This is a genomic window from Lysinibacillus antri, from assembly GCF_003977595.1.
GTDB lineage: Bacteria > Bacillota > Bacilli > Bacillales_A > Planococcaceae > Ureibacillus > Ureibacillus antri.
The window spans coordinates 141,288-165,082 of the sequence record NZ_RYYR01000008.1; the positions used below are offsets into that span (position 1 = coordinate 141,288).

At 33.9% G+C, this 23,795-nt stretch carries 28 protein-coding genes and 1 pseudogene; 8 read left to right on the top strand and 21 right to left on the bottom strand.

Going from position 1 to position 23,795, the window contains the following annotated elements:
- Positions 1-185: 185 nt before the first annotated feature.
- Complete coding sequence (locus EK386_RS07930) at positions 186-731, bottom strand: histidine phosphatase family protein (RefSeq protein ID WP_126658627.1); 546 nt, start codon at positions 729-731, stop codon at positions 186-188.
- A gap of 123 nt (positions 732-854) precedes the next feature.
- Between EK386_RS07930 and EK386_RS07935 the strand changes: the two genes are divergently transcribed.
- Positions 855-1,811 (top strand): alpha/beta fold hydrolase, encoded by a 957-nt coding sequence (locus EK386_RS07935; protein ID WP_126658628.1) that lies wholly within the window; start codon positions 855-857, stop codon positions 1,809-1,811.
- Between the two features lie 22 nt (positions 1,812-1,833).
- Here EK386_RS07935 and EK386_RS07940 read toward each other — a convergent pair whose 3' ends face one another.
- Together EK386_RS07940 and helD are read right to left on the bottom strand one after the other, a co-directional pair.
- A complete protein-coding gene (locus tag EK386_RS07940; protein ID WP_126658629.1) occupies positions 1,834-2,991 on the bottom strand; it encodes a serine hydrolase domain-containing protein in 1,158 nt (385 codons plus the stop codon).
- A 273-nt stretch (positions 2,992-3,264) separates the two neighbouring features.
- Complete coding sequence (gene helD, locus EK386_RS07945; RefSeq protein ID WP_126658630.1) at positions 3,265-5,613, bottom strand: RNA polymerase recycling motor HelD; 2,349 nt, start codon at positions 5,611-5,613, stop codon at positions 3,265-3,267.
- A 251-nt stretch (positions 5,614-5,864) separates the two neighbouring features.
- Here helD and mntA point away from each other — a divergent pair, with 251 nt between their 5' ends.
- Both mntA and hepT read left to right on the top strand, forming a co-directional pair.
- Positions 5,865-6,275, top strand: coding sequence for a type VII toxin-antitoxin system MntA family adenylyltransferase antitoxin (gene mntA / locus EK386_RS07950; RefSeq protein WP_126658631.1), 411 nt, complete (start codon positions 5,865-5,867; stop codon positions 6,273-6,275).
- Positions 6,268-6,675, top strand: coding sequence for a type VII toxin-antitoxin system HepT family RNase toxin (gene hepT, locus EK386_RS07955; RefSeq protein ID WP_126658632.1), 408 nt, complete (start codon positions 6,268-6,270; stop codon positions 6,673-6,675). Before mntA ends, hepT begins: the two co-directional genes overlap by 8 nt.
- A 525-nt stretch (positions 6,676-7,200) precedes the next feature.
- Here the strand turns inward: hepT and EK386_RS07960 are convergent.
- Positions 7,201-7,596, bottom strand: coding sequence for a VOC family protein (locus EK386_RS07960; RefSeq protein ID WP_126658633.1), 396 nt, complete (start codon positions 7,594-7,596; stop codon positions 7,201-7,203).
- A 137-nt stretch (positions 7,597-7,733) separates the two neighbouring features.
- The gene (locus EK386_RS07965) at positions 7,734-8,354 is read right to left on the bottom strand and encodes an NAD(P)-dependent oxidoreductase (RefSeq protein ID WP_126658634.1); all 621 of its coding nucleotides are present in this window, start codon (positions 8,352-8,354) and stop codon (positions 7,734-7,736) included.
- Between the two features lie 278 nt (positions 8,355-8,632).
- Here EK386_RS07965 and EK386_RS07970 point away from each other — a divergent pair, with 278 nt between their 5' ends.
- On the top strand, positions 8,633-9,382 hold the full coding sequence (locus EK386_RS07970; protein WP_246027618.1) for a coiled-coil domain-containing protein: 750 nt from the start codon (positions 8,633-8,635) through the stop codon (positions 9,380-9,382).
- A 43-nt stretch (positions 9,383-9,425) separates the two neighbouring features.
- On the opposite strand, the gene EK386_RS07975 is transcribed toward EK386_RS07970, so the two are convergent.
- From EK386_RS07975 to EK386_RS07990, 4 genes are all read right to left on the bottom strand, one after another.
- Positions 9,426-9,920 carry a hypothetical protein gene (locus tag EK386_RS07975; protein WP_126658635.1) on the bottom strand — a complete coding sequence of 165 codons (495 nt, stop codon included), beginning with the start codon at positions 9,918-9,920 and terminating at the stop codon, positions 9,426-9,428.
- Complete coding sequence (locus EK386_RS07980) at positions 9,920-10,201, bottom strand: hypothetical protein (RefSeq protein WP_126658636.1); 282 nt, start codon at positions 10,199-10,201, stop codon at positions 9,920-9,922. Before EK386_RS07980 ends, EK386_RS07975 begins: the two co-directional genes overlap by 1 nt.
- A 313-nt stretch (positions 10,202-10,514) precedes the next feature.
- Entirely contained in the window at positions 10,515-10,889 is a 375-nt protein-coding gene (locus tag EK386_RS07985; protein ID WP_126658637.1) for an SLAP domain-containing protein, read from the bottom strand.
- Between the two features lie 34 nt (positions 10,890-10,923).
- Positions 10,924-11,409 (bottom strand): YkyB family protein, encoded by a 486-nt coding sequence (locus EK386_RS07990; protein ID WP_126658638.1) that lies wholly within the window; start codon positions 11,407-11,409, stop codon positions 10,924-10,926.
- A gap of 177 nt (positions 11,410-11,586) precedes the next feature.
- On the opposite strand from EK386_RS07990, the gene EK386_RS07995 reads away from it, so the two are divergent.
- Positions 11,587-11,781 carry a hypothetical protein gene (locus EK386_RS07995; protein WP_126658639.1) on the top strand — a complete coding sequence of 65 codons (195 nt, stop codon included), beginning with the start codon at positions 11,587-11,589 and terminating at the stop codon, positions 11,779-11,781.
- A gap of 154 nt (positions 11,782-11,935) precedes the next feature.
- Here EK386_RS07995 and EK386_RS08000 read toward each other — a convergent pair whose 3' ends face one another.
- From EK386_RS08000 to EK386_RS08020, 5 genes are all read right to left on the bottom strand, one after another.
- Positions 11,936-12,325, bottom strand: coding sequence for a hypothetical protein (locus EK386_RS08000; protein ID WP_126658640.1), 390 nt, complete (start codon positions 12,323-12,325; stop codon positions 11,936-11,938).
- 95 nt (positions 12,326-12,420) lie between these two features.
- Positions 12,421-12,504 (bottom strand): DUF4275 family protein, encoded by an 84-nt coding sequence (locus EK386_RS08005; protein ID WP_246027621.1) that lies wholly within the window; start codon positions 12,502-12,504, stop codon positions 12,421-12,423.
- Entirely contained in the window at positions 12,491-13,309 is an 819-nt protein-coding gene (locus EK386_RS08010; RefSeq protein ID WP_126658641.1) for an SMI1/KNR4 family protein, read from the bottom strand. The genes EK386_RS08005 and EK386_RS08010 overlap by 14 nt, the downstream gene beginning before the upstream one ends.
- Positions 13,310-13,622: 313 nt before the next feature.
- Positions 13,623-14,045, bottom strand: a complete 423-nt coding sequence (locus EK386_RS08015) for a YhfM domain-containing protein (RefSeq protein ID WP_126658642.1) — start codon at positions 14,043-14,045, stop codon at positions 13,623-13,625.
- 140 nt (positions 14,046-14,185) lie between these two features.
- Positions 14,186-14,497, bottom strand: coding sequence for a hypothetical protein (locus tag EK386_RS08020; protein WP_126658643.1), 312 nt, complete (start codon positions 14,495-14,497; stop codon positions 14,186-14,188).
- A gap of 318 nt (positions 14,498-14,815) precedes the next feature.
- Between EK386_RS08020 and EK386_RS08025 the strand changes: the two genes are divergently transcribed.
- Entirely contained in the window at positions 14,816-16,225 is a 1,410-nt protein-coding gene (locus EK386_RS08025) for a PQQ-dependent sugar dehydrogenase (RefSeq protein WP_126658644.1), read from the top strand.
- A gap of 47 nt (positions 16,226-16,272) precedes the next feature.
- On the top strand, positions 16,273-16,827 hold the full coding sequence (locus tag EK386_RS08030) for a YybS family protein (protein WP_126658645.1): 555 nt from the start codon (positions 16,273-16,275) through the stop codon (positions 16,825-16,827).
- 91 nt (positions 16,828-16,918) lie between these two features.
- Here the strand turns inward: EK386_RS08030 and EK386_RS08035 are convergent, their stop codons facing one another.
- The 7 genes from EK386_RS08035 to EK386_RS08065 all read right to left on the bottom strand — a co-directional run bounded on the left by EK386_RS08035 (position 16,919) and on the right by EK386_RS08065 (position 22,383).
- Entirely contained in the window at positions 16,919-17,884 is a 966-nt protein-coding gene (locus tag EK386_RS08035; protein WP_126658646.1) for a hypothetical protein, read from the bottom strand.
- Between the two features lie 96 nt (positions 17,885-17,980).
- A complete protein-coding gene (locus EK386_RS08040) occupies positions 17,981-18,832 on the bottom strand; it encodes an SMI1/KNR4 family protein (protein ID WP_126658647.1) in 852 nt (283 codons plus the stop codon).
- Positions 18,833-19,037: 205 nt separating this feature from the next.
- Entirely contained in the window at positions 19,038-19,298 is a 261-nt protein-coding gene (locus EK386_RS08045) for a hypothetical protein (RefSeq protein ID WP_126658648.1), read from the bottom strand.
- A gap of 429 nt (positions 19,299-19,727) precedes the next feature.
- Positions 19,728-20,162: a hypothetical protein gene (locus EK386_RS08050; protein WP_126658649.1), complete on the bottom strand. Its 435-nt coding sequence runs from the start codon at positions 20,160-20,162 to the stop codon at positions 19,728-19,730.
- A 460-nt stretch (positions 20,163-20,622) separates the two neighbouring features.
- Positions 20,623-20,877 (bottom strand): hypothetical protein, encoded by a 255-nt coding sequence (locus tag EK386_RS08055; protein ID WP_126658650.1) that lies wholly within the window; start codon positions 20,875-20,877, stop codon positions 20,623-20,625.
- A 119-nt stretch (positions 20,878-20,996) separates the two neighbouring features.
- Positions 20,997-21,242: a cold-shock protein gene (locus EK386_RS08060; protein WP_126658651.1), complete on the bottom strand. Its 246-nt coding sequence runs from the start codon at positions 21,240-21,242 to the stop codon at positions 20,997-20,999.
- A 169-nt stretch (positions 21,243-21,411) separates the two neighbouring features.
- A complete protein-coding gene (locus EK386_RS08065; protein WP_126658652.1) occupies positions 21,412-22,383 on the bottom strand; it encodes a metal-dependent hydrolase in 972 nt (323 codons plus the stop codon).
- Between the two features lie 313 nt (positions 22,384-22,696).
- Between EK386_RS08065 and EK386_RS08070 the strand changes: the two are divergent.
- Positions 22,697-23,527, top strand: a pseudogene (locus EK386_RS08070) (IS1595 family transposase); the annotation flags it as partial.
- Between the last annotated feature and the right edge of the window lie 268 nt (positions 23,528-23,795).

The following is a 23,795-nucleotide window of genomic DNA, read 5'->3' on the forward strand; positions in this document are numbered from 1 at the left end:
GAACATTCGTTCCTATTTTAACATAAAGAGAATGTTTTGGCTACTGCCAACCACCATTCATCTCCCACCTACTCCTTGGAGATGTCCCCTACTCATTCCTTGAGGTGGGAGTCTTCTGGCGGAAAATGATAAACTACCTTACTTATACATAGTTGACTTATGCCTTTTGATCAATCAACCATTATCTAACAATCTAATGTACTTAAATGTGCTAAAGATAATTTACTCACTATTTCATACCCATTTCCTTTTCCTTTAGGCTTAATAATAACTGTCCCCATGTAAGGTATTTGATCTAAACCGACTCCTTCTGGGAAATTATGAGCAACGACTACCTTATTTTTACACTTTTCTGGAATTATTTCTAAAATAGATTTAAGATTACTCAAAATTCTTTTCCGATCATTATTAGGTAAATTTCCACTCAATCTATTTATCTCAGCCCAAAAAGGATTAACTTGAACATTACCACTTCCAAATGCTAACTGTGCGGTTTCGATTGTTCTGCAAAAAGGACTTGCGGAAACAGGGTATTGAAACGGGATTTGTAGGTATCGAAAAACTTCTCCATAGTAAATAGCTTGCCTGCGTCCCATTTCAGAAAGATTTCTTTGGGTTAAACAGTTTTGAAAATTTAAATTGGCTAAATCGTTTCCAATAGTCGCTTCCCCATGCCTTGTATAAAATATAAATCCCCCAGTTCTAAGGGAATTAAGTAAGGATCTATTCAAAATACATTTCTCCTTTCTATAAATATCATAGTTTAATGCTAAGGTATGACATGGGTTATAAATAAATAAAATACCCAATACATCTAATATTTGTTAAAATTAAATTAAAAAGGAAATGTAACTATGTTCAAAAGAAAAACGCCGTGTTCAACGAATCTACCCAATAGTTTGTATTCACTTGAAACAATCCCATTAGGAGGCATTCAACAATCCATCTTAATCCGAACAGATGACCAAAATCACCCCATTCTGCTTTTTCTCCACGGCGGACCTGGAACAGCACAAATTGGGTTTGCAAGAAGATTTCAACGACAATTGGAGAAAGAATTTATTGTAGTGAACTGGGATCAAAGAGGTTCAGGAATATCCGGATCAGGTGAGCTTACACTAAAAACATACCTGGATGATGCCAAAGAACTTATTCAATATCTATTAGAAAGATTTGGGAAAGAAAAAATTTACTTGGTGGGTCACTCATGGGGTAGTATCCTTGGCTCTATATTAGCTCAAGAATATCATGATTATCTTTATGCCTATATAGGCGTCGGTCAGATTGTTTGTACGGTAGAAGGTGAAAAAATTTCCTTTGAATTTGTGAAAGATCAGGCAGTCAAAAAGAGGGACAAAAAAGCTCTTGAATTATTAAATAATCTTGTGTTTGAACCTGATTCCTTGGACTATTTATTTTCACAACGCAAATTGCTTGATAAATATAAGGGGTCTCTTTATTCGATGACAGGTACTCAATTGTTTTTCAGTAAATTTTTGACCAATACCGAGTATCTATTGTCAGATTGGTTTCGTTTTATCAAAGGGAACAAAACATCAATAAAATATATGTGGCATGAAGTAGCTAAAATCAATTTTTGGAACGTCATCGATTATTCCATTCCAATTTACTTTTGCGCCGGCAGATTTGATTTCAATACACCTTCTCAACTGGTGGAAGAGTATTTCCAACGCATCCATGCACCAGTAAAGGAACTAGTTTGGTTTGAAAACTCGGGACACTGTCCACCGTTTGAAGAGTATGAAAAATTTAATGAATTGTTGTGTCATATAAAAAAATCTGTCGGATAAGACAGATTTTTTTATATAGATATTAGGTTGAAGAATTTATCAACTTATATAAGATGGTAGGCCACCAATCCATAACTCCCCATTTACTTCCAAGACGAATAGCGATTGTATTGTTTTCTGGGCTAACATATAGAACTTGACCTAATGCCCCTAAAGCAAAATAATCATTATTCGTTTTGTTATTTAGATGTCCCCACCACAAATATTTATAATATGCTTTATTTCGATTGAACCACATTTTTCCCCACGGATGTTTTTGATAATATCGGAAATGGTCACCAGTAGATGGCACATTATTTGGACTTACGGATTCCTTAATCCAATCTTGGCTAATAATCTGTTTTCCTTCCCATTCCCCATTTTTTAAGAATAACCTGCCAAACTTGGCTAGATCTATTGCGGTCATTACTAATCCGCTTTCAATCTTTTCAAATAGATGCTTTTCACTATCTAATATCATTAAGCCTGGAAATTCCATCCCTAATTGACTCCATATCTTCTCATAAAAGAAATCTGTTACACTTTTACCTGTTGTCCTTTCAAGAATCAAACCTAGAATTAACAAATGATAGTCATTATAATGGAAAAATTTATCATTCGTATCCTCTACAGCAGAGAGAGCCAATTTCCTTCCATTCGGATGCAAATATACTTTTGCCTCGTCTCGCCAAGGAAAATGACCTTCTTTGAACTTTATGCCTGCATCCATTTGAAGAAGCTGTTTGATTGTAGTATTTCTTAGTTGTAATTCTGGTACATAAGAAGAAACGAAATCATCTACACTTTTAATATATCCCGTATCAATAGCGATTCCAACAAGAGCAGAAATAAATGACTTTGTAATGGAGAACAACTTTTGAGGAGTCTCTCTTTTATGTCCATTAAAGTAACTTTCATAAACAATCGTGTCATTTTTAATAATAAGTAACGCAGTAGTACCACTGTTTTCCATAAGTTGTTGAAAGTCAGCAATTCTTTTCTTTCCTTTATGTAAGTATTCAATCGTTGAAAATTCCATCTTATTTGGAGCTTCTTTAAAGAAATATGGATGATGATTTAAAGGGAGTTTCTTTGTTGAGAAGAATTGATAATCATCGTATGCAACTGTAAATTTATTTTTCAACATATATGAGAGATACGTATGGATGTAATTTTTTTTATCCAAATTGGAATTTTCCATTAAATTTTCCTCCAAAACAATATTAAGAATCGGTGCCTCTACATAAATTCTCTTTCGCTTCTATTTATCCTTCTTTAACAAACCTGCCACTAAATTAATATCATAAAAAACGCTACTCCCCCCACCAAATTAAAGCGTTGGAAGGGGGATGGGTAGCGTTAAATCTGTTCAATCCATGCTAATAAAAGAGACTCGTATAAACATCATTTTTATTTTATTAAAAACTAATAAAGTATCCTGTGAAGATTCCTTTTTGTTATTTACTTTTTCAATTTAGGAATTCGACTCAAAATGAATCAGATTTTCCTGCAACGCCTTTTGTATAAAAAAGTTTGGTTTTCCTACGCTATAAAGTTGCAATTCATGCATTGCTCTCGTACAAGCGGTGTAAAAAATCCTACGTAAACTCTCATCTCCATACACGTGCTCCGATGCATCGTAAATAATGACCGCTTCAAATTCAATACCCTTCGCTAAATATGAGGGAATTACTACAACCCCTTGTTCATATTCTGCTGAGCCAGATTTTATAAGCTTCATACCGTTAATGCTGTTTAACGCCTCAAACGCAACCTTACTTTCCTCCGCTGATTTACAAATGATCGCAATACTTCCATAGCCTTCACCTTGCAATTCCGATACTTTAGACAGAATGTAACGGTGCAATTCTGTATGATTTTTTACTTGAGTCAACACCGGCAGCTCACCCGCACGTTCAAACGGGATAATGCTCTCCCCATTGGCAATGAGACTACGTGTAAATTCGATAATTGGCTTCGTCGAACGATAACTACGTGTCATATTGATTACTTCGGTTTCTTCCTCGCCATATAAGCGATTAAGAACTTGGAAATCTACTACTTCACTCGCATGGGCAAAAATGGCTTGATTAAAATCACCCAGTACTGTCATCTTTGCAGAAGGAAACAAGCGCTTTAAAAACTCAAATTGAAATGGTGAATAATCTTGCGCTTCATCAATGAGGATATGCTTGATGGAACGATTCGTTTGGAAGCCTTGCATTAATTCCTGCAACAATAAAAATGGTGTCGCATCTTCATAATATAGTTTCCCCGCTTCTAGCATTTGACGTGTTGCGTGGCAAATAGCTTCCCACTCCTCAGGTACTTCTCCTTTTAACAATTGTTGCATCAGTAATGGATCAGCAAAAAGCTGCTTATAGATCCCTTCTAGATCAATAAAGTCCAGCGCTTGAATTTGTTTTCTTAATGGTTTCAATTTCAGGCCAACAATTACTCGAACAAGCGCTTTATGATCCATCTCATAAATTCCCTGCTCTTCTCGTTCAAAGCCATTTTTCTTAGCTAAATATTTGTGAATTTTATGATACGCCTCATTGCTAAGTAGCTCGATTTCCTCCTCTACCCACGGCTGAAAACGTTCTATTTTTTCTATTTCTTTTAGTTGATTCATTAGCCAATCCTTTAATTTTTCCAACCTGCTATGAAAATCGAGTGAAGTATTGCCACCATAAAATGTATCTGATAATTGTTGTGCCGTAATGATGATTTTCCCTCTGAACTTTACATCTTTAAATAGCATACCTGATTTTTCTAATGTTTCTCTGTATAATTTGATTGCCTCAAAAAATTGGTTAGATGCTTTAAATTGAATCCCTTTAACCCTTATATTATGTGAAGAAGTATTCGCTGCTGTTAACACATATTCCAATTGATCATATGGATTTTCTAGTTGGAAATCTTTACTTAAACGATGGTCCAAATATTCCTGAAATGTCACTTGCTGCATATTTTCTTCACCGAGCTCAGGAAGTACGTTGGAAACATAGCTATTAAACATCGCATTCGGCGAAAACAATATTATTTGGTCTGCTTTTATACGATCACGATATTTGTACAATAAAAAGGCAATTCTCTGAAGTGCTGCAGAAGTTTTACCACTACCAGCCGCACCATGCACAATAAGCAAGCGCCCTTGATCATGGCGAATAATTCGATTTTGCTCCTTTTGGATCGTTGCTACAATACTTTGCATATACTTATCCGTGCCTTTTCCTAAAACCTGTTGCAAAACATCGTCACCAATTGTAAGACTGGTATCAAACATAGAGACTAGTTTCTCTTCACGAATCACATATTGCCACTTTTTCTCTAAGTTTCCATAAACCTCGCCCCCTGGTGTCATATACTGTGCAGGTCCTGGCTCGTAATCATAGTAGACGCTTGAAATCGGTGCTCTCCAGTCATAAATAAGAAAGTCCTCACCATTTGAATCCATCAGTGAAGAAATACCAATATAGATTTGTTCCGGTTCTGAATATCCCTCTTCAAGAAAATCAATTCTTCCGAAATAAGGCACGGACTTCATACGGCGTAAAGTAGCTAATCGTTTTGCTGCGTGACCATGTGTACTTTCGCCGACAGATAATGCTTGCGCTTCTTGTCTTAAGCTAATAACCGTTTCTAGAAAGTCATCAAACGAATCTGTATTCACTTTAATTTCATCCCAAAAATGCTTGCGAGTATTTACCACTTCATTTCGTAGCTTTAACGTTTCCGATTCAAGTTGAACTATTTGATCAGCAATTACGTTCATAACGCCATTCAATCGTTTTTGTTCATGTTGGAAATCTAAATTCATAACATTCACTCCTTGAAAAAATTTAAGAGTTGACTAATGGATAAATTTTTTGTATAATTAAAATAGGGATAATATACACAATAAAAGTTAATTGTTGCATATCTATATAAATTTACCACGTGTCTGCATTTTTTTCAATGCATTTGGCAGGTGTATTTTTTTTGCCCAAAATAAAGGACTGAAATTAAATTAAGAGATTAAGTGCGGGTTTTTCGTCTAGGCTTTATAATAAAATAAAGGGCGGTGATAGCATGCTAGATAAAGAAATCACGCAACAACTTGTTGATACAATAAATAAACAATTAAATACGGATTTCATTCTATTATTTGGCTCGTTCGCAAAAGGGAATGTTCGTGAAGACAGTGATGTTGATCTTGCTTATTTTAGCGAAAAGCAGCTATCCTCCTATGAACGTTTTATGCTTGCTGCTGACTTGGCGGCGGTTGCTAGTCGTGAAGTAGACTTAGTGGATATTAAACAAATCGATACGGTGTTTACGATGCAAATTTTTACCCAAGGTGTACCGATTTATATAAAGAACAAAAATGAATTTACACGTCAAAAAATGCGTGCGTATAGTATGTACACTACATTAAACGAGCAACGCGCTCCAATTATCGAAGCAATTAAAGAGCGAGGAAGTGTATTTGGCGATGAATGATGTAATTTTAAACAAAACAACTACAATTGAGCGTTGTGTGAAGCGTATTCACGAGGTGTATGAGGGAAATCCGGAGAACTTAACAGATTTTACAAAACAGGACAGCATCATTCTAAATATTCAACGTGCATGTGAAGCAAGTATAGATTTAGCCATGCATATCGTTAGTGAACGAAAGCTCGGTGTTCCAAAAGCGAGTCGAGAAGGGTTTAAGCTACTACAAGAAGCTGGTTTAATTGATGCAACTTTAGCAAAAACATTAATGAATATGGTCGGTTTTCGTAATGTTGCGGTACATGATTACCAAGCATTGGAACTCTCTATTTTAGAGGCCATTTTGGAGAAGCATATTAATGATTTTAAACAATTTACGAAGGTCGTTCTGCAGCTCGAGTTGTAAATATTTCAAACTAAATAAGATCATTTTAGAAATAGGTTAATTAACATTATACACCAGCTAAAACGTTTGAATTTCACGTTTTAGCTGGTCGTTTTAAAATCACACTTACTTATGATACGGTTCATCGCATTTGATGCCCCTTTCTTCAACTAAGTAGAATTTCATAGAATAACTATAATCAGTTCTTAATCCTAAAATTACTTAATTCTTCCTTCACTAAGAATCGCTAGGTTAAGCGTCCCATTATGATCCCGTCATTATATTTAGCTCTTTTTAGATTTAGTACCAAATAGACCTATTGCAACTGCTACCCCAATCCCTACAGCAAACCATGAAGCAAAACTCATCGCATTCACCACCTTTTTGTACTTTAATATTACGCTTAGCTACTCGAAAACTTTCAAAGAATTGATATGCTCAATAAAGATCTGTCTCATACATAAACATAAAAAAGGCGCAATTTCTAATCTAGAAACGCACCTTTTTAGTGAAAAATAATCTTAAATTAATAATGAAAGAATCGGTTTAATACGGAAGGTTAAGTTGCCAAGAAACGCCGAATTTATCAGCTAACCAGCCAAACTTTTTGCTAAATCCATACTCACCTAATGGCATTAGTGGTCCACCGTCTTCAATTAAACTCTCATAAAGCCTGTTAATTTCATCTTCTGTATCACAAGTAATATATAGAGAGAATGATGGCGTAAATGTAAATTCGTGCTTCACATTACTATCGATGCACATAAATTCTTGTCCCTTTAATGAAAAGGCAGCTTGCATGACACTTCCCTCATCACCTGCTTCGTTTGCTCCATAACGAGTAATACTTAGTATTTCTGATTCTTCGATGATTGAAGTGTAATAGTTCATCGCTTCTTCTGCATTTCCTTGAAACATTAAAAATGGTATAACTTTTTGCATCTTTATCATTCTCCTCTTCACAAAAACATATGTTCGCTTATTCATATTATAAACGATCATATGCTTATGAAACAACCAAAGAAAATAGCATAATCAATTTATGAAGTATTCTCCCTTTTTTATTCCATAAACCTTTATTAGTAAGCGATCCCTACACGTGATTTTATATAGTTGTTGCTTTGTATTTGCTTATATGCAAACTCTGCTGTATCCGATACCGTTATCTTAACTCCATCCACCGGCAAAAAGTCACGCTCCACACGATATTCACCTAAGAGTTCTCCATCTGGTAGATACGTAGGACATACAATCGTCCAATCAAGTGTTGAATGTTTAAGCATATCGTAAACTTTATGATGTTCTTCTGCTGCGCGGGTAGATTTACGCTTTGATTCACTAGATTGATATCGAAGTACGCTCCGGGTGGTTCTACTTTGTAGGATTCCTGCCGTTCCAATCGTAATAATTCGTTTAATCCCCTTATTTTCCATTGTTTCGATAATAAAAAGTATACTTTCTGACAGAGTGGTTGTCCCATCTGTATTAAGTGCGCTTATAACAATATCGATTCCATTCATTGCACGGATGAGATCATCTTTATTTAAAACATTTCCTTGAATAATCGTTAAATTTTCATGATTTATTTGAATCTTCTCGGGAGTTCGGACTAGTACCGTAACATGATGACCGTCTTGAAGGGCATACGTAACGATTTGACTTCCAACTCGACCAGTGGCACCTAAAATTAAGATATTCATAGACTTAATTCTCCTTCAGACTAAATTATATTACGTTTTTTAATTTTATTATAAAAAATAGTAACACAAATCATTACTTAGTTTGTACTACTATAGTATCTTCTTGGAAAAAGTAATTCATTTTTTGTTAATATTCTTACAAACTTATTTTTAATTTAGTTTATATAATAAAGCGTCGGATAATATGCTAATGTTTTAAAAGTTTCTTAACTATTCCCTTTCGATAAGGATTGGTATGATTTTAAATTTAACTCAAATAATAGTTACGAGGTGCAACGATGTATAATAGTCGAAAATATTTGATAATCATCCTTAGTTTAATCTTAACAATTTGCATGCTAAGTCCCGCATCACATGTGGAGGCAACCGTTAATCCCCAAGAACTAAAAAAATTAAAAGAAGAAAATGAGCAATTAAAAGCAACGATTGAGAAACTGAAACAACGGATTAATAGCCTGGAACCTGCTCAGCCTGAAACGCTTCAAGACCCGCCTTGGGAAACGTTGCAAATGCCATCAAATCCTTTGCCGATTACGGAGGTTATTCAGAAAGGGACAAAGATTCCTTTTGATGTCATCGTTGATAAACCGGATTATGTTAGACCTGCCTATGAAAAACATTGGCACAGTTCCTATGGTGGTGGAAGATGGAGTTATGTTCCTATGCGGATGCACTATGCACTACATCGACTATTTACTACCTATGATATAGGGATTTCTGCTTGGTATGACTTTGAACATAATATTGGTTTTTCTGTCCCCATGTTTCAAGATCCACAAGCACTTGATTTGTATATAGTTGCGTTTCAAACGGAAGTAACCGCCGTCTATACACTCGGCAATCAAGTGGTCGTTGTTGGTAATCCAAAAAGACAAGGTGTACAGGTCGTAACTATCACCACAGCAGATATAAAACCAACTAATAAAGACGAAAACTTACTCGTTCAATTAGCAACAAATCAGGGGCATGAAGTCGATTATTCCATTATTTCATACGTTCAACCAGATTTTTGGGCAAAACCAAAATAGGCGTTCCTGCTTGTTACAGAAACGCCTTCGTTCTTATACTCTATTATTCAATCCCTCTTAAACCAAATCGAATTTCCTGCACTTCATTATTCCAATGCCAAAATTCTATAAATTTATTGTTATGTACATAAACCATTATTTCCACACCTTGTTCTGTACGATTATAATAATTTTCCCCGTAAGATATTTTTACACTTTCGATTGAATCGCCAACTGTAATCCCTCTACTTGTCTTCACTGTTTTGTTGGATTCATGTGTAATTGCTATATTGTTTATATTTCCGTTTTCATCTTTTATTAGCCGTATGCCTGATAAGTAATTAATACTTGGGTTATTTTTGTCTTGCGAGATGGCATTTGTATTTAGCTCATTTATATTTTGATTTAGATGAATTCCATTAATATTTTCATCATCAAGGTTTATATCAGGCGTAAATACGGATAAAACAAAATTTGGTGCAATGAGATAAGTGACAGAAATACAAATAAGAACCATCACTGTTAATATAGTGATCCGTAAATATAAAGTTCTATTCATCAATTTTCCACCCCCACAGTTCTTTTACGATAAAGAAACCCTGTAATGACATTTAATATGATTGTGCCACTAAGAAGAATTGCTGGAGTAGAAGCGATCACACTTACTGTATCTTCAAGAGCAGCCCAATCCTTAGCTTTGACCCTTTCATACAAACTACAAATTTGAAAAAACAGTACAGTAGAACAAACACTGATACTCAAAATGATAAGCGTAATCCAATACTTAAAACGCTTTTGATAGTTCATTATATTAACAGTAGGAAATATCCAAGCAATCATATCTAATTCCCTCTCATGGTTATATTTCAATGTTCATAATTCTTTGTTGGTTTTAAGCACCTATTCTTCTTTAATTTGACGGTATAAGTTGGTAGAAGTTCCAAATTGGACAATCAGCTCTCCTACACTAACAATTATATTTGTGAAAAGACTATTCGAATTGATAGTTTTCCATTTCCTTATACACTATGTATTTTTTGTTTATATAAATTAGTGTCGGATAATCTGCGTGGTTCAAATAAAAAAAGTGCCAACCTTTTTGACACTCGTTACTTTAGATACAGCTCTTGGAAGAGGGCTCATTGCAAACTTACTAAATTTCTAATCGCCCATTTTCATAGGAAGGCCGCGCAATATAGCTCCCCTTTGGAAATATAAACGTCCATGGCATACTTACTTTTGACGAAATGGCAAGTACAGGTAAAGTGAACGTCTCCTCTGCAATACGCTCACCCTCAATGTAGTAACTTACTTTTATATTATTAAATGTAAGTAGCTGATTGGAAAAATTATGAACCAATACAGTTACAAGCAATGCCTCCTTATGGTTGATTGCTACTCGTAAAGGGGAGCAATGTGTTTCGGGACTTTTAATATGTTTCGTTTCATTAAATAGTTCTTCTATATTTTGTCGATCTTGAGTAGACAATGCTTTCTCCCAAGATGCTTCAAATAGTAATTCTTGCATTAAATCACCTCTTTACACATTGTACACGTTCCTTTTACCGTTCCCCATAACGTTTAGCAAAAGGAGACATCGATTGTTTCGTTGGAGAAGGTGCATATGGGTTAGTTGGCTCAGGTTGTTTTAATCCTGTATAAGCAATTAATAGCGCTTTTGCTTGTTTTAAAGATATATTCGCTTTAGGATTTCTATATTGGTCATCTAAGTTGCCTAAATGTGGTAGACTTTGGAAGTCCTCTTTTGAAGGAATCAGATGAAATAAGTATTCTCCACAAGTAATTAAAACCGTCGAAGTTTGTTTTGCCAATTTAGGGTTTTTCGAGAAATGTAATCCGATTTTTTCCGCTTTCCCTTCAGCTAACAATTTTTCTATTGTTTTTTTCTTTAAATCATATAAAAATTTTGGCTCAATTGCTGTTTTTGCATGTTTATTTACAACGAACAGAGCTTTCGATAAATTTTCCACTGTAAATTCGAAGTTAGGATTTTGATCCTGCTTATATCTTTTTCTGTTAGAGTTCATTTGTTCATCTCCTATCCCTAACGTTCAAAACTCATTAAAGAGAGCATTATTAGTGTAACATTTTTTAATCTCTAAGTTGCAATTTCAAAAAAATGAAACCAAACAAATCTTTAGACGTAAATTCAAATAAAGAAAATTACGAACGTCAGCAACTATTTTTAAGAAGGGTTGAGTCGTATGAAGAATTGGTGGAATAAAAAGAAAAATAAAACGAGAAAAGGTAAAAAAAGTAGTAGTGATTATACAGTTTTAGATGGTTTTCTTGATGTACTATTTATGATACCAGAATTAATTTTCTTGCCTTTCAGATTAATTTTTTGGTTATTAAGAGGCGTAGGAAGATTGTTTAGTAATATGTTTGATTTTCTATAAACTGCATGGGAAATTTACTAAATATGGGGGATTATTGATATAAAATTTAGAATGAAAAGCAAAAAAGCGTAATTCACAATAAACACCAACATCTATAAGCAACCACTTGCTTCATGAAAACCTCCCCCTATGAAGTTCATCCAATCTTTGTGTTCTAAAGGTTTTTAAAATTTTTTTGTACTTTAACAAGAACGTATTTTTCACTCCACATTTGGGTAGTCGCAATTAATCTTTCTCCATCTTTTTCAAAGAACAGACCACTGCCATCCTTCTCTTTAAACTTCCACCCATTTGAAGCGATCATTTGTTTAACATTTTCGTCCGCTATGAAAACACCTTGATTCTCTGTTCTGGTGATATACCAAACCGTATCACCTTCTACTGCAATTTCCACTATCTTGTTATCGGAATCTTCCAACTTTTTAATTACCTCTTTAGCTGATAAATGATCGATTGGAAAAGAAGGATAGTATGATTTATTTACAAAGATAAACACAGCAAAAATAACGATTACAATAGCCAAAATAAATCCAACCCGTTTCACTGAACTCCCCCTTATTTTTAAATAGAGATATTTAAAAATAATCTTCAACTAAAGTCCGATGTCAATAAATTAAAATATCTTAACATAGAACTAACCTATTTTCTACAAAAATAAGGTCCAAGCCAACCTGTTTCGTGCGTACTTACATAAGTCCAATTGAATCCTTTATCTACTCTTATGTAATTCCTTTAAGCTATACAAGCTAAAATCTCTAACGTCCCTATTTTTACTTTGAGCGAATTCATCCAATACTTCTAGCAAATAATTATCTTCTATTATTCCTTTATTCTCGCCTTCTGCACAGCATGATAAAAAAAGCAGTAAATAAAAATGAACTTTTGGCTTTTCGTGTTGTCTCATTTTTTCAACCATATAGCGAATCAACTCGTTATTCGTGGAGAGAATTTTTGTGAAAACACGGTCAATTTCCCCTGGTTTTCCTTTTTGTATGACTTCATCAATTTTCGCATAGTAATCTTTTATTTCCTGCTCCGAAAGTTCTGAATCATAAAGATTTAATTCTTCTTCCTCAATGTGATCGACAAGTCCCTTGATAAATTCCTCAAAATTCTTTGCTAAATGGATTTCTTGATTTTGTTCAACATCGATAAAAACGACAGCGGGATGCTTTCTTCTTCGATAATCTAAACAAATGAACATAGGAGCGTCTGCGGATATAATCAATAATTTTTTACTCCTTATTCCCCACTCTTTTCGCAAATAAATCGTATCAAGGATTCCTGGATTTTCTCCAATTCCATATAAAAAATCGACATGGACAGAATTAGTAGCCCAACTATTCGGTATGTCGGTAGGATAGTATTTCTTTTTTAAATAAAATCCATTTCTTTTCTTCATTAATTGAATATAGGAATCTGGCAAATCTATCTTCAATTCTTTTTGAATGGTTTCTATCGTTTCTAAATCAAATTCCCCTTGATTATAGTCATCTAATTCTTTTCCCCATAATCCTTCTACCTTCATTTTTTCACACTCCAATTTACTATACAGACTATTCTACATATGACAATCTAACTTTGTTCAAAAATTTGAAGATAATTTAATAACTTTTTTCCTTTTCTTTTGAGTACAAGTTTTGTTTGCAATGGAGAAGGTAGAATGACAGTTACATGTTCGAAATCTTTTTCAGTAATAGTTGCTTCATTATATTATCTTTATTTAATAAGTCTGTTCTTTTTATTGTAGGTTTCTTATTCATGCTTGGAGCCACCCTTTCTACTTTTTATATAGTTCAATTCCATCTACAAATTCATCCGAAATGGATATTTTCCCCACGTCACTGAAGCATTAATTCCCTTAGTTGATTAGTAACCTTTGACGAAGTTAGGTAGGTCTCCCCTTCTCCTACCATATACATAAGGGTACTTTTTTCCCCTTCCTCTCCTAACCATAAATGAATGGCGTGAGTAGGCAATCCTTCCTCATATTCAACCATTACATCATAATCAGGGGTTGTTTCAGTGCTATCTGATTGTTGTTTAACGGCAGTTTTGATCGCTTTTTCAAACACTTCAATTGCTTGTTCATCATTAAATGAAAAAATAATGTCTTGATTCATATCACCAATTCCACCTGATTTGGATACGTTGATTTCTTTAACCTTTTCATCTAAAAGAACCATCGTATTGTCTTCACTATTTTGACAACCTACAATTAAGGATACGCCTGCAAGCAAAAGCAAAGCATATAAAATTCTCATTGTCATCCCTCCCTAAAAATATATTTCAATACTTATCTACGAAACAACGACTAATATGGTCTCAATTTATTTTGAATGTTAAAAAAGCGTCTCCATTCATAGTAGAAACGCCATACTTACATCATTCAGATTTAATTTCTCTATGTAATTTTTGGGAAAATGCCTTTTGTGATTTTTTGAAGTATATAATTCAAAATAAATACCGCGAGCCAAAGTGTAATAATAATTACTACGACACGAATGATCCATAGAAGAAAACCATTTTGAATATGCTCCGTCAAGAATGATGTACCATAATAGATGCAGCATTCAATAATAATCGTTGTAATTAAAAAAGACATTAAAACCCCTATCCTCTGCATAATATTAAGATTTGTGAGGGCTTTACTGTCTTTGATTTGAAAATAGATGATCACTCCTACAAATGAAAGTACTGTGAATATAACATCCATTAGAATCCCCTCCTACCCATTTTATTTTACCAACAATTGGTAACCCCTTAGTTCTGCCCCAATTTTAACACAAAAAAGTTCCAATCGAGCCTTTTTGTAACACAAGAGATTTGGTGGGTTTAATTATATAGGCTCGGTTCACTATTACATTGGAATCAAGTCTATTTTTTATTCACCTTCAACTACTACCTATTGATTTTAGGAGGGTGTAGTTGAACTCTCTGCCACATCCTCGCCCGCTCCCCCCCTTTTTGTACTAATAAAAAAGTTCTTACCATATTGTTGTATAAGGAAAAACGGAAAAAAGGTGGTAGATTGTTGATAAAAGTTAAAGTTGGTTTACAGCCGATTGTGAGTAATATCAATTTACCCACTGTTTTGAAAACAGCTATTCTTCCAGGGGATCAATTTGAAAGATTATTTATTGCAACTCAGGTCGGGGAAATCTTTTACGTGGGAAATGGAGTTATCAAAACTTTTTTAGATATTCGCTCCCGAATTATACAACTAGGTGCTTCTAGTGGTGGATATGATGAACGAGGTTTGCTTGGGCTAGCCTTTCATCCTAAGTTTTTCTATAACGGTTTGTTTTACCTTCATTATTCCGTGGCTGGCACTCAAGGTTCAGGCGCTCTTCAAGGGTCTTTTACACCGAACCCCTGTGACCCGAAAACCTTAAATCTCAAGTGGTTGGATAGAGAAAATCATTATGATCATATTGATACAGTTGAAGAATGGATTTTACCACAGAATGGTCAACCTCAAAAAAGACGGACATTACTGAATTTACGAAGACCGTTTATGAATCATAATGGAATCAATAGCTTAAACTTTTCACCTGAAACAGGAAAACTTGTTTTAACAACCGGTGATGGCGGGTCTGGCTATGATCTATTTAATTTAAGCCAGGATGATTTAGAAATCGCCGGTAAAATAATTGAAATTGATGTAGATCGGAATTTATTTATCAATAACCCACCTGTCGTCACACGCTTTAATGAACTTCCCGCATCCATACAGGCAACACTTACGGTCATTGCGAAAGGTGTTCGAAATATACCAGGCATTTCATTTCAACAGTTTTATAATCAGTATATAAAATATGTGGGAAATGTCGGACAGGATTTGGTAGAGTCCCTTTTTTCATTCGTTCATTATAAACCAATACCGGTTACTCAGCTTGTTCAAAATGCTCTTCTGAAAGCTGAAAATGAAGGATTGATTAATTTTGGCTGGCGAGGGTGGGAAGGCACTTTTCCTACTTCGTTGATCAAGGAATGCTCTGCAAATCCTTCTTTGGATGAGATATCCACTGCCTATTTCAACGATGCCGTAAACACTTCAGTAAAACGTCTTCAGCCATTAACTTGTTATTATCATCAAGAGTCCCGAGCGGATAAATTTAGAGGAACCGCGCTTACAGGAGTGCAAGCCTATATGGGGCATGCAATCCCCGGTTTAACAGGAAGCGTTGTCTTTACGGATTTCGCTCGCGATGAGGGATCTCCACCTCCAGCTAGAGGCGTTTTAGCTTATTCCAGGGCAAGAATAGATGGTCAGTCAAATGATTATAGTGTTATTCAAACTGATTATAATTTTGGGTCTCAATCCGCTTATTATGTTAGTTTAGGAACGAATTTGGATCAAACGAGACTTTATTTAGGGGTTTATGGCTCAGCGAATGTAACTGATTATAATAAAGGTACTGTCTTTGAAATTATTCCGTGACTCCTTACGATAAAAGTACGAGTAATTTACGGAAAGAGGCGTTTATTTTGAAAAAAATAAACAAAATGAGGTTCATCAGCATTGGGGGTATATTAACAACCATCACGGTCATATTCCAGGCGGCACCAATATTTTTACCTGCGATCGGCTTGCTCTTTAGTCCATTAAGTACATTACCTATTGCAATAGCGGCTTTTTATAATATTTCACTTGGATTGACTGTATTTTTTTCTTCTGCGTTCATTCTTGTTTTAGTGAATGTGCAAGAGGCCATCATTTTGCTGTTTACCACCGGACTACTTGGGATCGTTTTAGGCATATTCCTTTATAGGAAGGGATTGTTTATCTCTATTTTATATTCTAGCATAGCATTATCTTTAGGAATGATTTCACTAACATATATAATAGGGATTTCAGCATTTGGAGATTTTATTAGTTTCGAATCAATCCCTTTAACTTTATTCCTTTATACTTTATTTTCTCTCATTTACGTCAGCACGTGGAATATATGCCTTAGAAAATTCATCAATTACCTTATTAGGCTTAACGTATTAACTTTAAACCCTTCCACAAAGGCAATCGAATTTATCCACTTTAAATGAGTCCTACTTTTATCCAAAGTTTAGGCTGGATTTCCGCAATAGCGAGATCTAGCCTTTTTCATTTAACAATTAACAAAAGAGAGTCAATTCCCTAACTCCCTTGTTGTATGTTCGTAATCATATAATCTTTAAAATAGCTCTTTATTTTCCCTAAACTTTCCGCGCTATACAAAACGATTGCTTGTGCATCGTGGTCGAATGTTAAAACAATTTCTTCATTTGTTTTAAAAATCCGATTACGTCCTGTTCGAATATCGAGCTTGTTTTGAGATACGATGAATGTATCATCTTGATAAGCTAAGTATAGTAACTCTTGGAACACAATCCTTAATTCTTCTTTATTTTTTACTGTTAAAAAGAAGCCTGGAACTTCTGCATGGTACATTCCTTTTGAAGAGAGCGTAAACACACGTTGCCCAGAATCGATATATTCCACATCATACTTAGCCCATGCTTCTTGCATTTGCTCCTGTTCGTCATCATATGTTTCAACATAAATCGAGAGAGGGTATGAATAAATTCTCTCAATTGTTTCCAATGCAAGTTGCTCGATATAATCATGGTCTGTACTAATAAAATAAGATTTAGCTTGTCCTTTTAAATCCACATCTCGATCTATGTCTTCTTCCTGAATATAAATATCTACTTGAATCGGTAACTCACTAACCTGCATCACCTTACATGGCAGCTCTACTTTTTCATAAAACGTCACATGGCTATTAAAATCCGCAATAACTTTATCATTTTCATCATAGAAAACACTTGTACATTCACTTATATCATTTTCTATAATCCAGCTTTTTGTTCTGTCATCTAAAAAGAACTTATAACATTTACCACGATGCTCCGTTTTAATTCGTTTGTTTATAAAATGCTTCCTCATTGTTTTTATAAGATACTCTTCATCTAAGCCTTTGTACACCCATATATTCAAAGTAGAAGCCTTCATAACAAAATAATCATAAAGCATTTTTCGCTGTTTTCTTACTTCCGCATCTCGTTTATCAAACTCAGGTAAATCGACATCCCATTCATTCGTTTGATCTAAAATATACATGATTGCACCTCAGTCCCTATTTTTTTATACAAAGGCTCTGTTAAATAACTATGTTGATTTCTGAACAGTCTTACCTCTCTCACTTGATCATATCCATTATCTATTTTGCTCTATTGTTAAATAGTTTTTAATCTTTATACTTTTATTTCGAATCATAGAGTTATAATCCATTGTTTTTGGGAAATTTGTTAAGATTTCAAACAGTTCTTCGGTTTGTGCGTATTGATTAAAGTCCACTTTCTTCTTTCTTATGATATCAATGATAATATTTAAGTAGTTATCGATAGTAGAATGATCTTCGAAAAATTGTTTTTCCATCAGCCGTTTGATTGAACCAAGCATTTGCGTTAAAAACCAATTCAAATCTTCATCAAGTAATCCAAAGTAATGCAATCCTGCTGTCATATGGTATTTATGCCATCCACCTAATAGCGCTTTTTCAATTTCTTCTCTTGAAAACTCTTCATATTCGCTGCTCATATCATATGACTGTATTTCCCCTTCAAGTTCTGATAATTTACTAATAAACTCAGTAAAATCCTCGGCAATTTTTAATTTTTGTTTTGTATCCGTATCAATATAAACAACTGGTGGATTATCACCTGTATATCTACGATAATCTAAGGCAATCCAATTATGACTGTCTCCATGTAGATAAATAAACTTGTTCGATAATCCCCATTCTTTACGTGTATAGGAATCAATTAATATACCTTCTCCACTCTTTTGTCCTATACCATATAAGTAATCAATTTCAATGAAACCGTCTTCAAAAATATTATGTACAAACTTTTTTAGTGTAAGCTCTCCACCGTTTTGCTCGTTCATCAATTCAATATACGCAGTTGGGAGTTTCACCTTTAATTTCCCTTCTGCTAATTCGATGATCTCGCTTGATAAATCCTCTAAACGATAATTGTCAAAATACTCTCCTGTAAAAATGCTCATCTTTTACCTCCTTAAATCCTTTACATCAAAACTGTTGCTTGTCAATAATAAAAAGACCACTATAACGATATCTCGTTCAGTTCAGTAGTACAAACATGCAAAATAACATGTAAATTAGCAAGATTTTTATATCTAAATTAGCAGTGCAATTATTATTCTTTAAGTTGTAGTTCATTCGGTTGTTACAAAGAAGTTTTGGGATAACTTAACCTCCCTTCATTGCATTCCATAAAAAAGTAAGCATTCTTTTTAGCTTACTTTTCACGACTTTATTAATCTCATGATTTCTGTCAACCTCTTTGATGACTGCTTCCAATGTACTTGATTGGTATTTAATGAACCACGTTCCATCGTAAGAAGATATAAAAGCAGTTGGCCCAATTAATTTTCCATCACGTATAAGAAACTTACTTCCATCTTTACAAATAAGTACATCCCCTGATTTGATTTGGCTTAAGTCGACCATTTGATATTCACCTATCTTTTTTCTATATTAAAGATTACTACCCTGCTATTTGAATAACCTAAAATTTAACAAACCCCTTATACTATACGGTGATTTTATTAATATTCCTACAAAAGTTTTTAACCTTGAAATTTCAAACCCATATTCCATTTACTTTTTCTTCTTTTAACAGTCCAATTCGCACTAATTTTTCAACTAACAGTAAACATTGTCATATTGTTAATTTATGTGCTAATGAGTATGTTAAAAATGAAATAAATTCATTAATAATCGCTTCATAACAATAAAAAGGGCCTGCTGAAAAGTACACTAATCAACAGCCCAATTATGTGTTTAATTTAGATTTTGTACCAGACAACTGAACGGTTTACTATAATAGCAATCTTTGTTTTTATGCTATAGCCATAGTAAGTGAAAAAACTCTCATTACTACTCACCTTTGTACCTTCTCATTCGCAATATAATGATTGCAACAACGGTCATTAAAATAAGAAAAGGTAAAATTTTTGTAGCAAAATCCATCCAATGAAAAGGTGCTTGGTGAACATAAACCGCTTTAACCCACTGTTTTTCTTCGATTTCGACAGCAATTGCAGATTCAGTTGACGTACCCATTATTTCATAATATTTTGTTCCTTTTGGATAAGAATTTGAAGCATCACCATAGTAATTCCCTGTCATCTCATTAGGATTCGTTTTTACTTCTCCTATGACCTTTACTAATTCACTTTCAAGTACATTCTCTTCTGTAACTTCATAAACATTCCCATTCCAAACAACAAAAGAATATGCCCAACTTAATGCCTGAACAGAGGATGTAAACGAAAATATACATAATATAAAAACTAATATAGTTCTTATCAAAAGCCCCCCTTCCCCTTTAGTAGTTACAAAACCGTATCCAACAAAATAGCTTGTTAGAGAAAAAGCGACTGCTTTTATTTAGCAATCGCTTATTATTAGCTTTTTAAATCCTCTATTTTTTCTTTAATGTAATAAAAGTAATTACACTTACTAATAGAAATATACCTATTACAACATATGTAAACGGATGAACAACAACAAAGTAACGGATCTTTAAGCTGATAATTCCCATTTCAGAGTTGCACTTGTACCCCCATCCTGTTAATCAGTTCCTGTTAAGAATTGAACTATGCTTGTGTATATTAATCAATGCTACTGCACTTGATTTGTAATCGTGCAAAAGTTCTCCTGTTCTGAAATAACTAATGGTAAAATTTCACCAAATATGGTTATCATAGAAATAGCTTATTTTATGAGAAATGAGTTAATTTTCATCCAATATCTCAAAAGGTAAACAACTTTAATTAAATATTGCGAGTGAAAAACCAACACATACAATACCACTAAATAAAAGAATTAAACTTAAACATAAAATATAAGACAAGAAACTTGTTAGACTTAAACAGCCCCATAATTCTACGACAAATACAACTACTTTTCTCCATAGTGAAAGTTCTTTAACATCTTTTAAATTCTCCTTGAGCTCATTGAAACCAATTGGAAATAATATTAACCCAACAATAAAAAGAAATCCCCCTATGATTAATCCATCCACGTTCATTTCATCCAGTCCCCGCTTCACATTGAAAATTCAACTATAAATACGATTGGAATTGGAAAAAGTTTCAATTCCCTTTATTGAAGTATTCTGACCGCTAATTGAATCTGAACTCCTTAGTCAGAGATAATGATTACATTTTGTGCAACTTGGTTCTGATCAGTAGATTCTGAGTTTACCACTAAATCAAAAGATACTTTTTGACCTTGTTTAAGAAATCTCAATCCATCCGAAAATCGTTCATTATCAGGTAAAATCGAACTGAAATGAACAAACACATGGTTTCCATCCTCGCCGTCAAGCACAATACGACCATACCCCTTTTCTGCTTTAAACCATTTAACAATTCCCTCTCTTTTCATCTCTTTCCGACCTCCCATTGATAGCTATTTAGTTGAAAAAAACAATCTAATAGAAAAATAGGCGTTCCTGCTTGTTCCTGAAACGCCTCGATGGTTTGAATATGATTTTTCATAAACTCAACTTTATTGATGATTCTTATTACATATTTGTCGCCCAATTAAATTCATTTTATTTCTTTTCATTCTCTTTAAAGTAGTCCAGGACTTCTTGCATTTCAGTGCCTTGAATTTCATTCCATCTACCATCAATTTCTTGACGAAAAACCCTAAAATTATTAGAATTCATTTCTTCACAGACCAAATAATAATTGCCATCTTCCCTAACTTCCATTACGACATTAAAACTTTGGTCAGCATCTCCCCCATCTGTTCTATAAGGCCCAGTAACACTTATCATAACTGGCATTGGCTCTGGATGAAAAACGTTTGTATGATTTTGTAGAGAACCAGCAAATAACGGACTACCCCCTCGAATTACTCGTTGCTCAGAATACAAATCATAAGACCATTTGAGATAGTCGAAAGGATTTTTCGTGTCTATCATATTTTCTGCAGGAGGAGTAACAAGAATAGTTTGATTAATTTCTCCATAATAGTCTTCTAACTTTGATGTCAATTCAGATTTAGAGTAACTTCTAATACCCATATAAGAACCAACCAGTAAAAACACAATTATTATACTCAACATCCTTTTGTTCGAACTAAAGATAACAATTATTAAAGTAATCATTAGAGGGAACCAAACCCAAGGATCACCAGCCTCAAATATGACATATTCATGTGCTTTAGGTGATAAAGGATATAACAATGTAACCTCATGAGTCAAAAAGTCTATGAAAATATGACCGACAATTGTTGCTAAACTGAGTACAATCCAAATTTCCCACCATATCATTTCTCGAAATATTACTTTTGTAATCAAAACAACAGGTAAAACGAAAATAGGAGCAAATATTATAGAATGAGACCAGGGAGTAGATGTCCTGAAACCTAAAGTATCAGGTAATATGCCTGCAAAACCACCGATAACAACTAAAATTACTTTTTTGGATTTTGAGAGGTTTTTTGCATCCTTTAGAAGAAATACTATAATAGCTCCAAATAGTGCATGAGTAAGAACATGCATAAATAAAAGAATCATTTTTACCCTCCATATTTTTTTTAAAAAAATTCCCTATTGTGTTATGTATCCTATTTTCTTCTCTTCATCTGTTCTATCACTATCTTTATTTTAAATAATAAACCATAAAACTTTGTGACGTACTTCTTGAGATTTCCTTAACATTCAGTAGAAAAGTATCCTTGAGGTTTTTCAATATCCACAAACCTTCCCCATTAGTTTAATTTACTTTATTTAACAATACTATAAAAATATAGAATTGAGCATCTAAATAATTATAATTAAATAATGTTCTATTAGTAAAACATGGATTTCATATCATTTTTAATTCTTTGTTAAGGTAAAGCGAAACGGCAAATATCGAGGAAGACAACGTTACTTCTGCCGTGATTGCAGTAAGTCGTTTAACGATTTAACAAATACTCCAATCTCTGGTTCACGTTATCTTGGAAAATGGGCTAAATACTTTCATATGATGATTGAAGGTTACACATTACCAAGAATAGCTAAGGAGCTTAAAATTCACATATCAACTTGTTTCTATTGGAGACATAAGATTTTATTTGCATTAAGGTCTCTTGGTTTTCAAGGTTTAAAAGGAATTGTCGAGAGTGATGAGACCTTTTTCAAAGAGTCCTTCAAAGGACGCAAAGTTGAAAGTAGAGAACCTAAAGAACGTGGTGGAAGAGACCCTAAAAGAGGTATAAGTGGTCTTAAAATCGCAGTTGTTGTAGCCCAAGACCGTAATGGTTAAGTTGTTGTCAAAAAGGCTGGTCGTGGTCGTGTCCGAGCTGAAGAAATCGATTCGGTAATCGGGGAATATATAGACCCCTCTGCTTTGTTATGCACTGATACTGCTACTAACTATAAAAAATTTGCTTTAGTTAAAGGACTAAAACATGAAACAATTAATGTCAGTAAAGAAGGTTATGTCAAAAAAGGCATATACCATGTTCAGCATGTCAATAATTTTCACAAACGTCTTGGAGATTGGATGGATAGATTTCAAGGAGTCGCTACTAAATATCTCGACAATTACTTATATTGGTTCAAATTTATAGAACAATATAAGAAATTACCTACTAAAGATAGAGTTAATGGAATGATGTTAGGTTCCTGTCAAAAACCTAATAACACTACGGTCCAATATTTACGAGAAGTATAAAAATAGTTAGATTGAATAAAAAAAGCCATATCATAGATATGACTTCAGATTGTCGACAAAAGGCTTTCAGAATGGTCTCATTCTGAAAGCCTTTTGTCATTTTTCCGGATTTTTGGGTATTATATCGATTTATTTTAAGCAAAAACATTCCTCGGATATTATCATTTATGCCCTTTCTGGAGCTTGCCAAGTCCAATTGGCAAGCTTCTTTAAATTCATGGCAGCAAAAGTAAGCATCGCCTGCATGGACAATTTTTTAATCCCACGT

Bases quoted from the DNA above. Each gene is read 5' to 3' on its own strand.
- EK386_RS07970 (WP_246027618.1), top strand. From the start codon at position 8,633: ATGTATAATAGTCGAAAATATTTGATAATCATCCTTAGTTTAATCTTA.
- EK386_RS07935 (WP_126658628.1), top strand. From the start codon at position 855: ATGTTCAAAAGAAAAACGCCGTGTTCAACGAATCTACCCAATAGTTTG.
- hepT (WP_126658632.1), top strand. From the start codon at position 6,268: ATGAATGATGTAATTTTAAACAAAACAACTACAATTGAGCGTTGTGTG.
- EK386_RS07940 (WP_126658629.1), bottom strand. From the start codon at position 2,991: ATGGAAAATTCCAATTTGGATAAAAAAAATTACATCCATACGTATCTC.
- EK386_RS07965 (WP_126658634.1), bottom strand. From the start codon at position 8,354: ATGAATATCTTAATTTTAGGTGCCACTGGTCGAGTTGGAAGTCAAATC.
- EK386_RS08045 (WP_126658648.1), bottom strand. From the start codon at position 19,298: ATGGTCGACTTAAGCCAAATCAAATCAGGGGATGTACTTATTTGTAAA.
- EK386_RS08015 (WP_126658642.1), bottom strand. From the start codon at position 14,045: ATGAGAATTTTATATGCTTTGCTTTTGCTTGCAGGCGTATCCTTAATT.
- EK386_RS08020 (WP_126658643.1), bottom strand. From the start codon at position 14,497: ATGGATGTTATATTCACAGTACTTTCATTTGTAGGAGTGATCATCTAT.
- EK386_RS07985 (WP_126658637.1), bottom strand. From the start codon at position 10,889: ATGCAAGAATTACTATTTGAAGCATCTTGGGAGAAAGCATTGTCTACT.
- EK386_RS07995 (WP_126658639.1), top strand. From the start codon at position 11,587: ATGAAGAATTGGTGGAATAAAAAGAAAAATAAAACGAGAAAAGGTAAA.
- EK386_RS07975 (WP_126658635.1), bottom strand. From the start codon at position 9,920: ATGAATAGAACTTTATATTTACGGATCACTATATTAACAGTGATGGTT.
- EK386_RS08010 (WP_126658641.1), bottom strand. From the start codon at position 13,309: ATGAAGGTAGAAGGATTATGGGGAAAAGAATTAGATGACTATAATCAA.
- EK386_RS08035 (WP_126658646.1), bottom strand. From the start codon at position 17,884: ATGTATATTTTAGATCAAACGAATGAATGGGATGTCGATTTACCTGAG.
- EK386_RS07980 (WP_126658636.1), bottom strand. From the start codon at position 10,201: ATGATTGCTTGGATATTTCCTACTGTTAATATAATGAACTATCAAAAG.
- EK386_RS07960 (WP_126658633.1), bottom strand. From the start codon at position 7,596: ATGCAAAAAGTTATACCATTTTTAATGTTTCAAGGAAATGCAGAAGAA.
- mntA (WP_126658631.1), top strand. From the start codon at position 5,865: ATGCTAGATAAAGAAATCACGCAACAACTTGTTGATACAATAAATAAA.
- EK386_RS08040 (WP_126658647.1), bottom strand. From the start codon at position 18,832: ATGAGCATTTTTACAGGAGAGTATTTTGACAATTATCGTTTAGAGGAT.
- helD (WP_126658630.1), bottom strand. From the start codon at position 5,613: ATGAATTTAGATTTCCAACATGAACAAAAACGATTGAATGGCGTTATG.
- EK386_RS08060 (WP_126658651.1), bottom strand. From the start codon at position 21,242: ATGAAAAGAGAGGGAATTGTTAAATGGTTTAAAGCAGAAAAGGGGTAT.
- EK386_RS08065 (WP_126658652.1), bottom strand. From the start codon at position 22,383: ATGATTCTTTTATTTATGCATGTTCTTACTCATGCACTATTTGGAGCT.
- EK386_RS07990 (WP_126658638.1), bottom strand. From the start codon at position 11,409: ATGAACTCTAACAGAAAAAGATATAAGCAGGATCAAAATCCTAACTTC.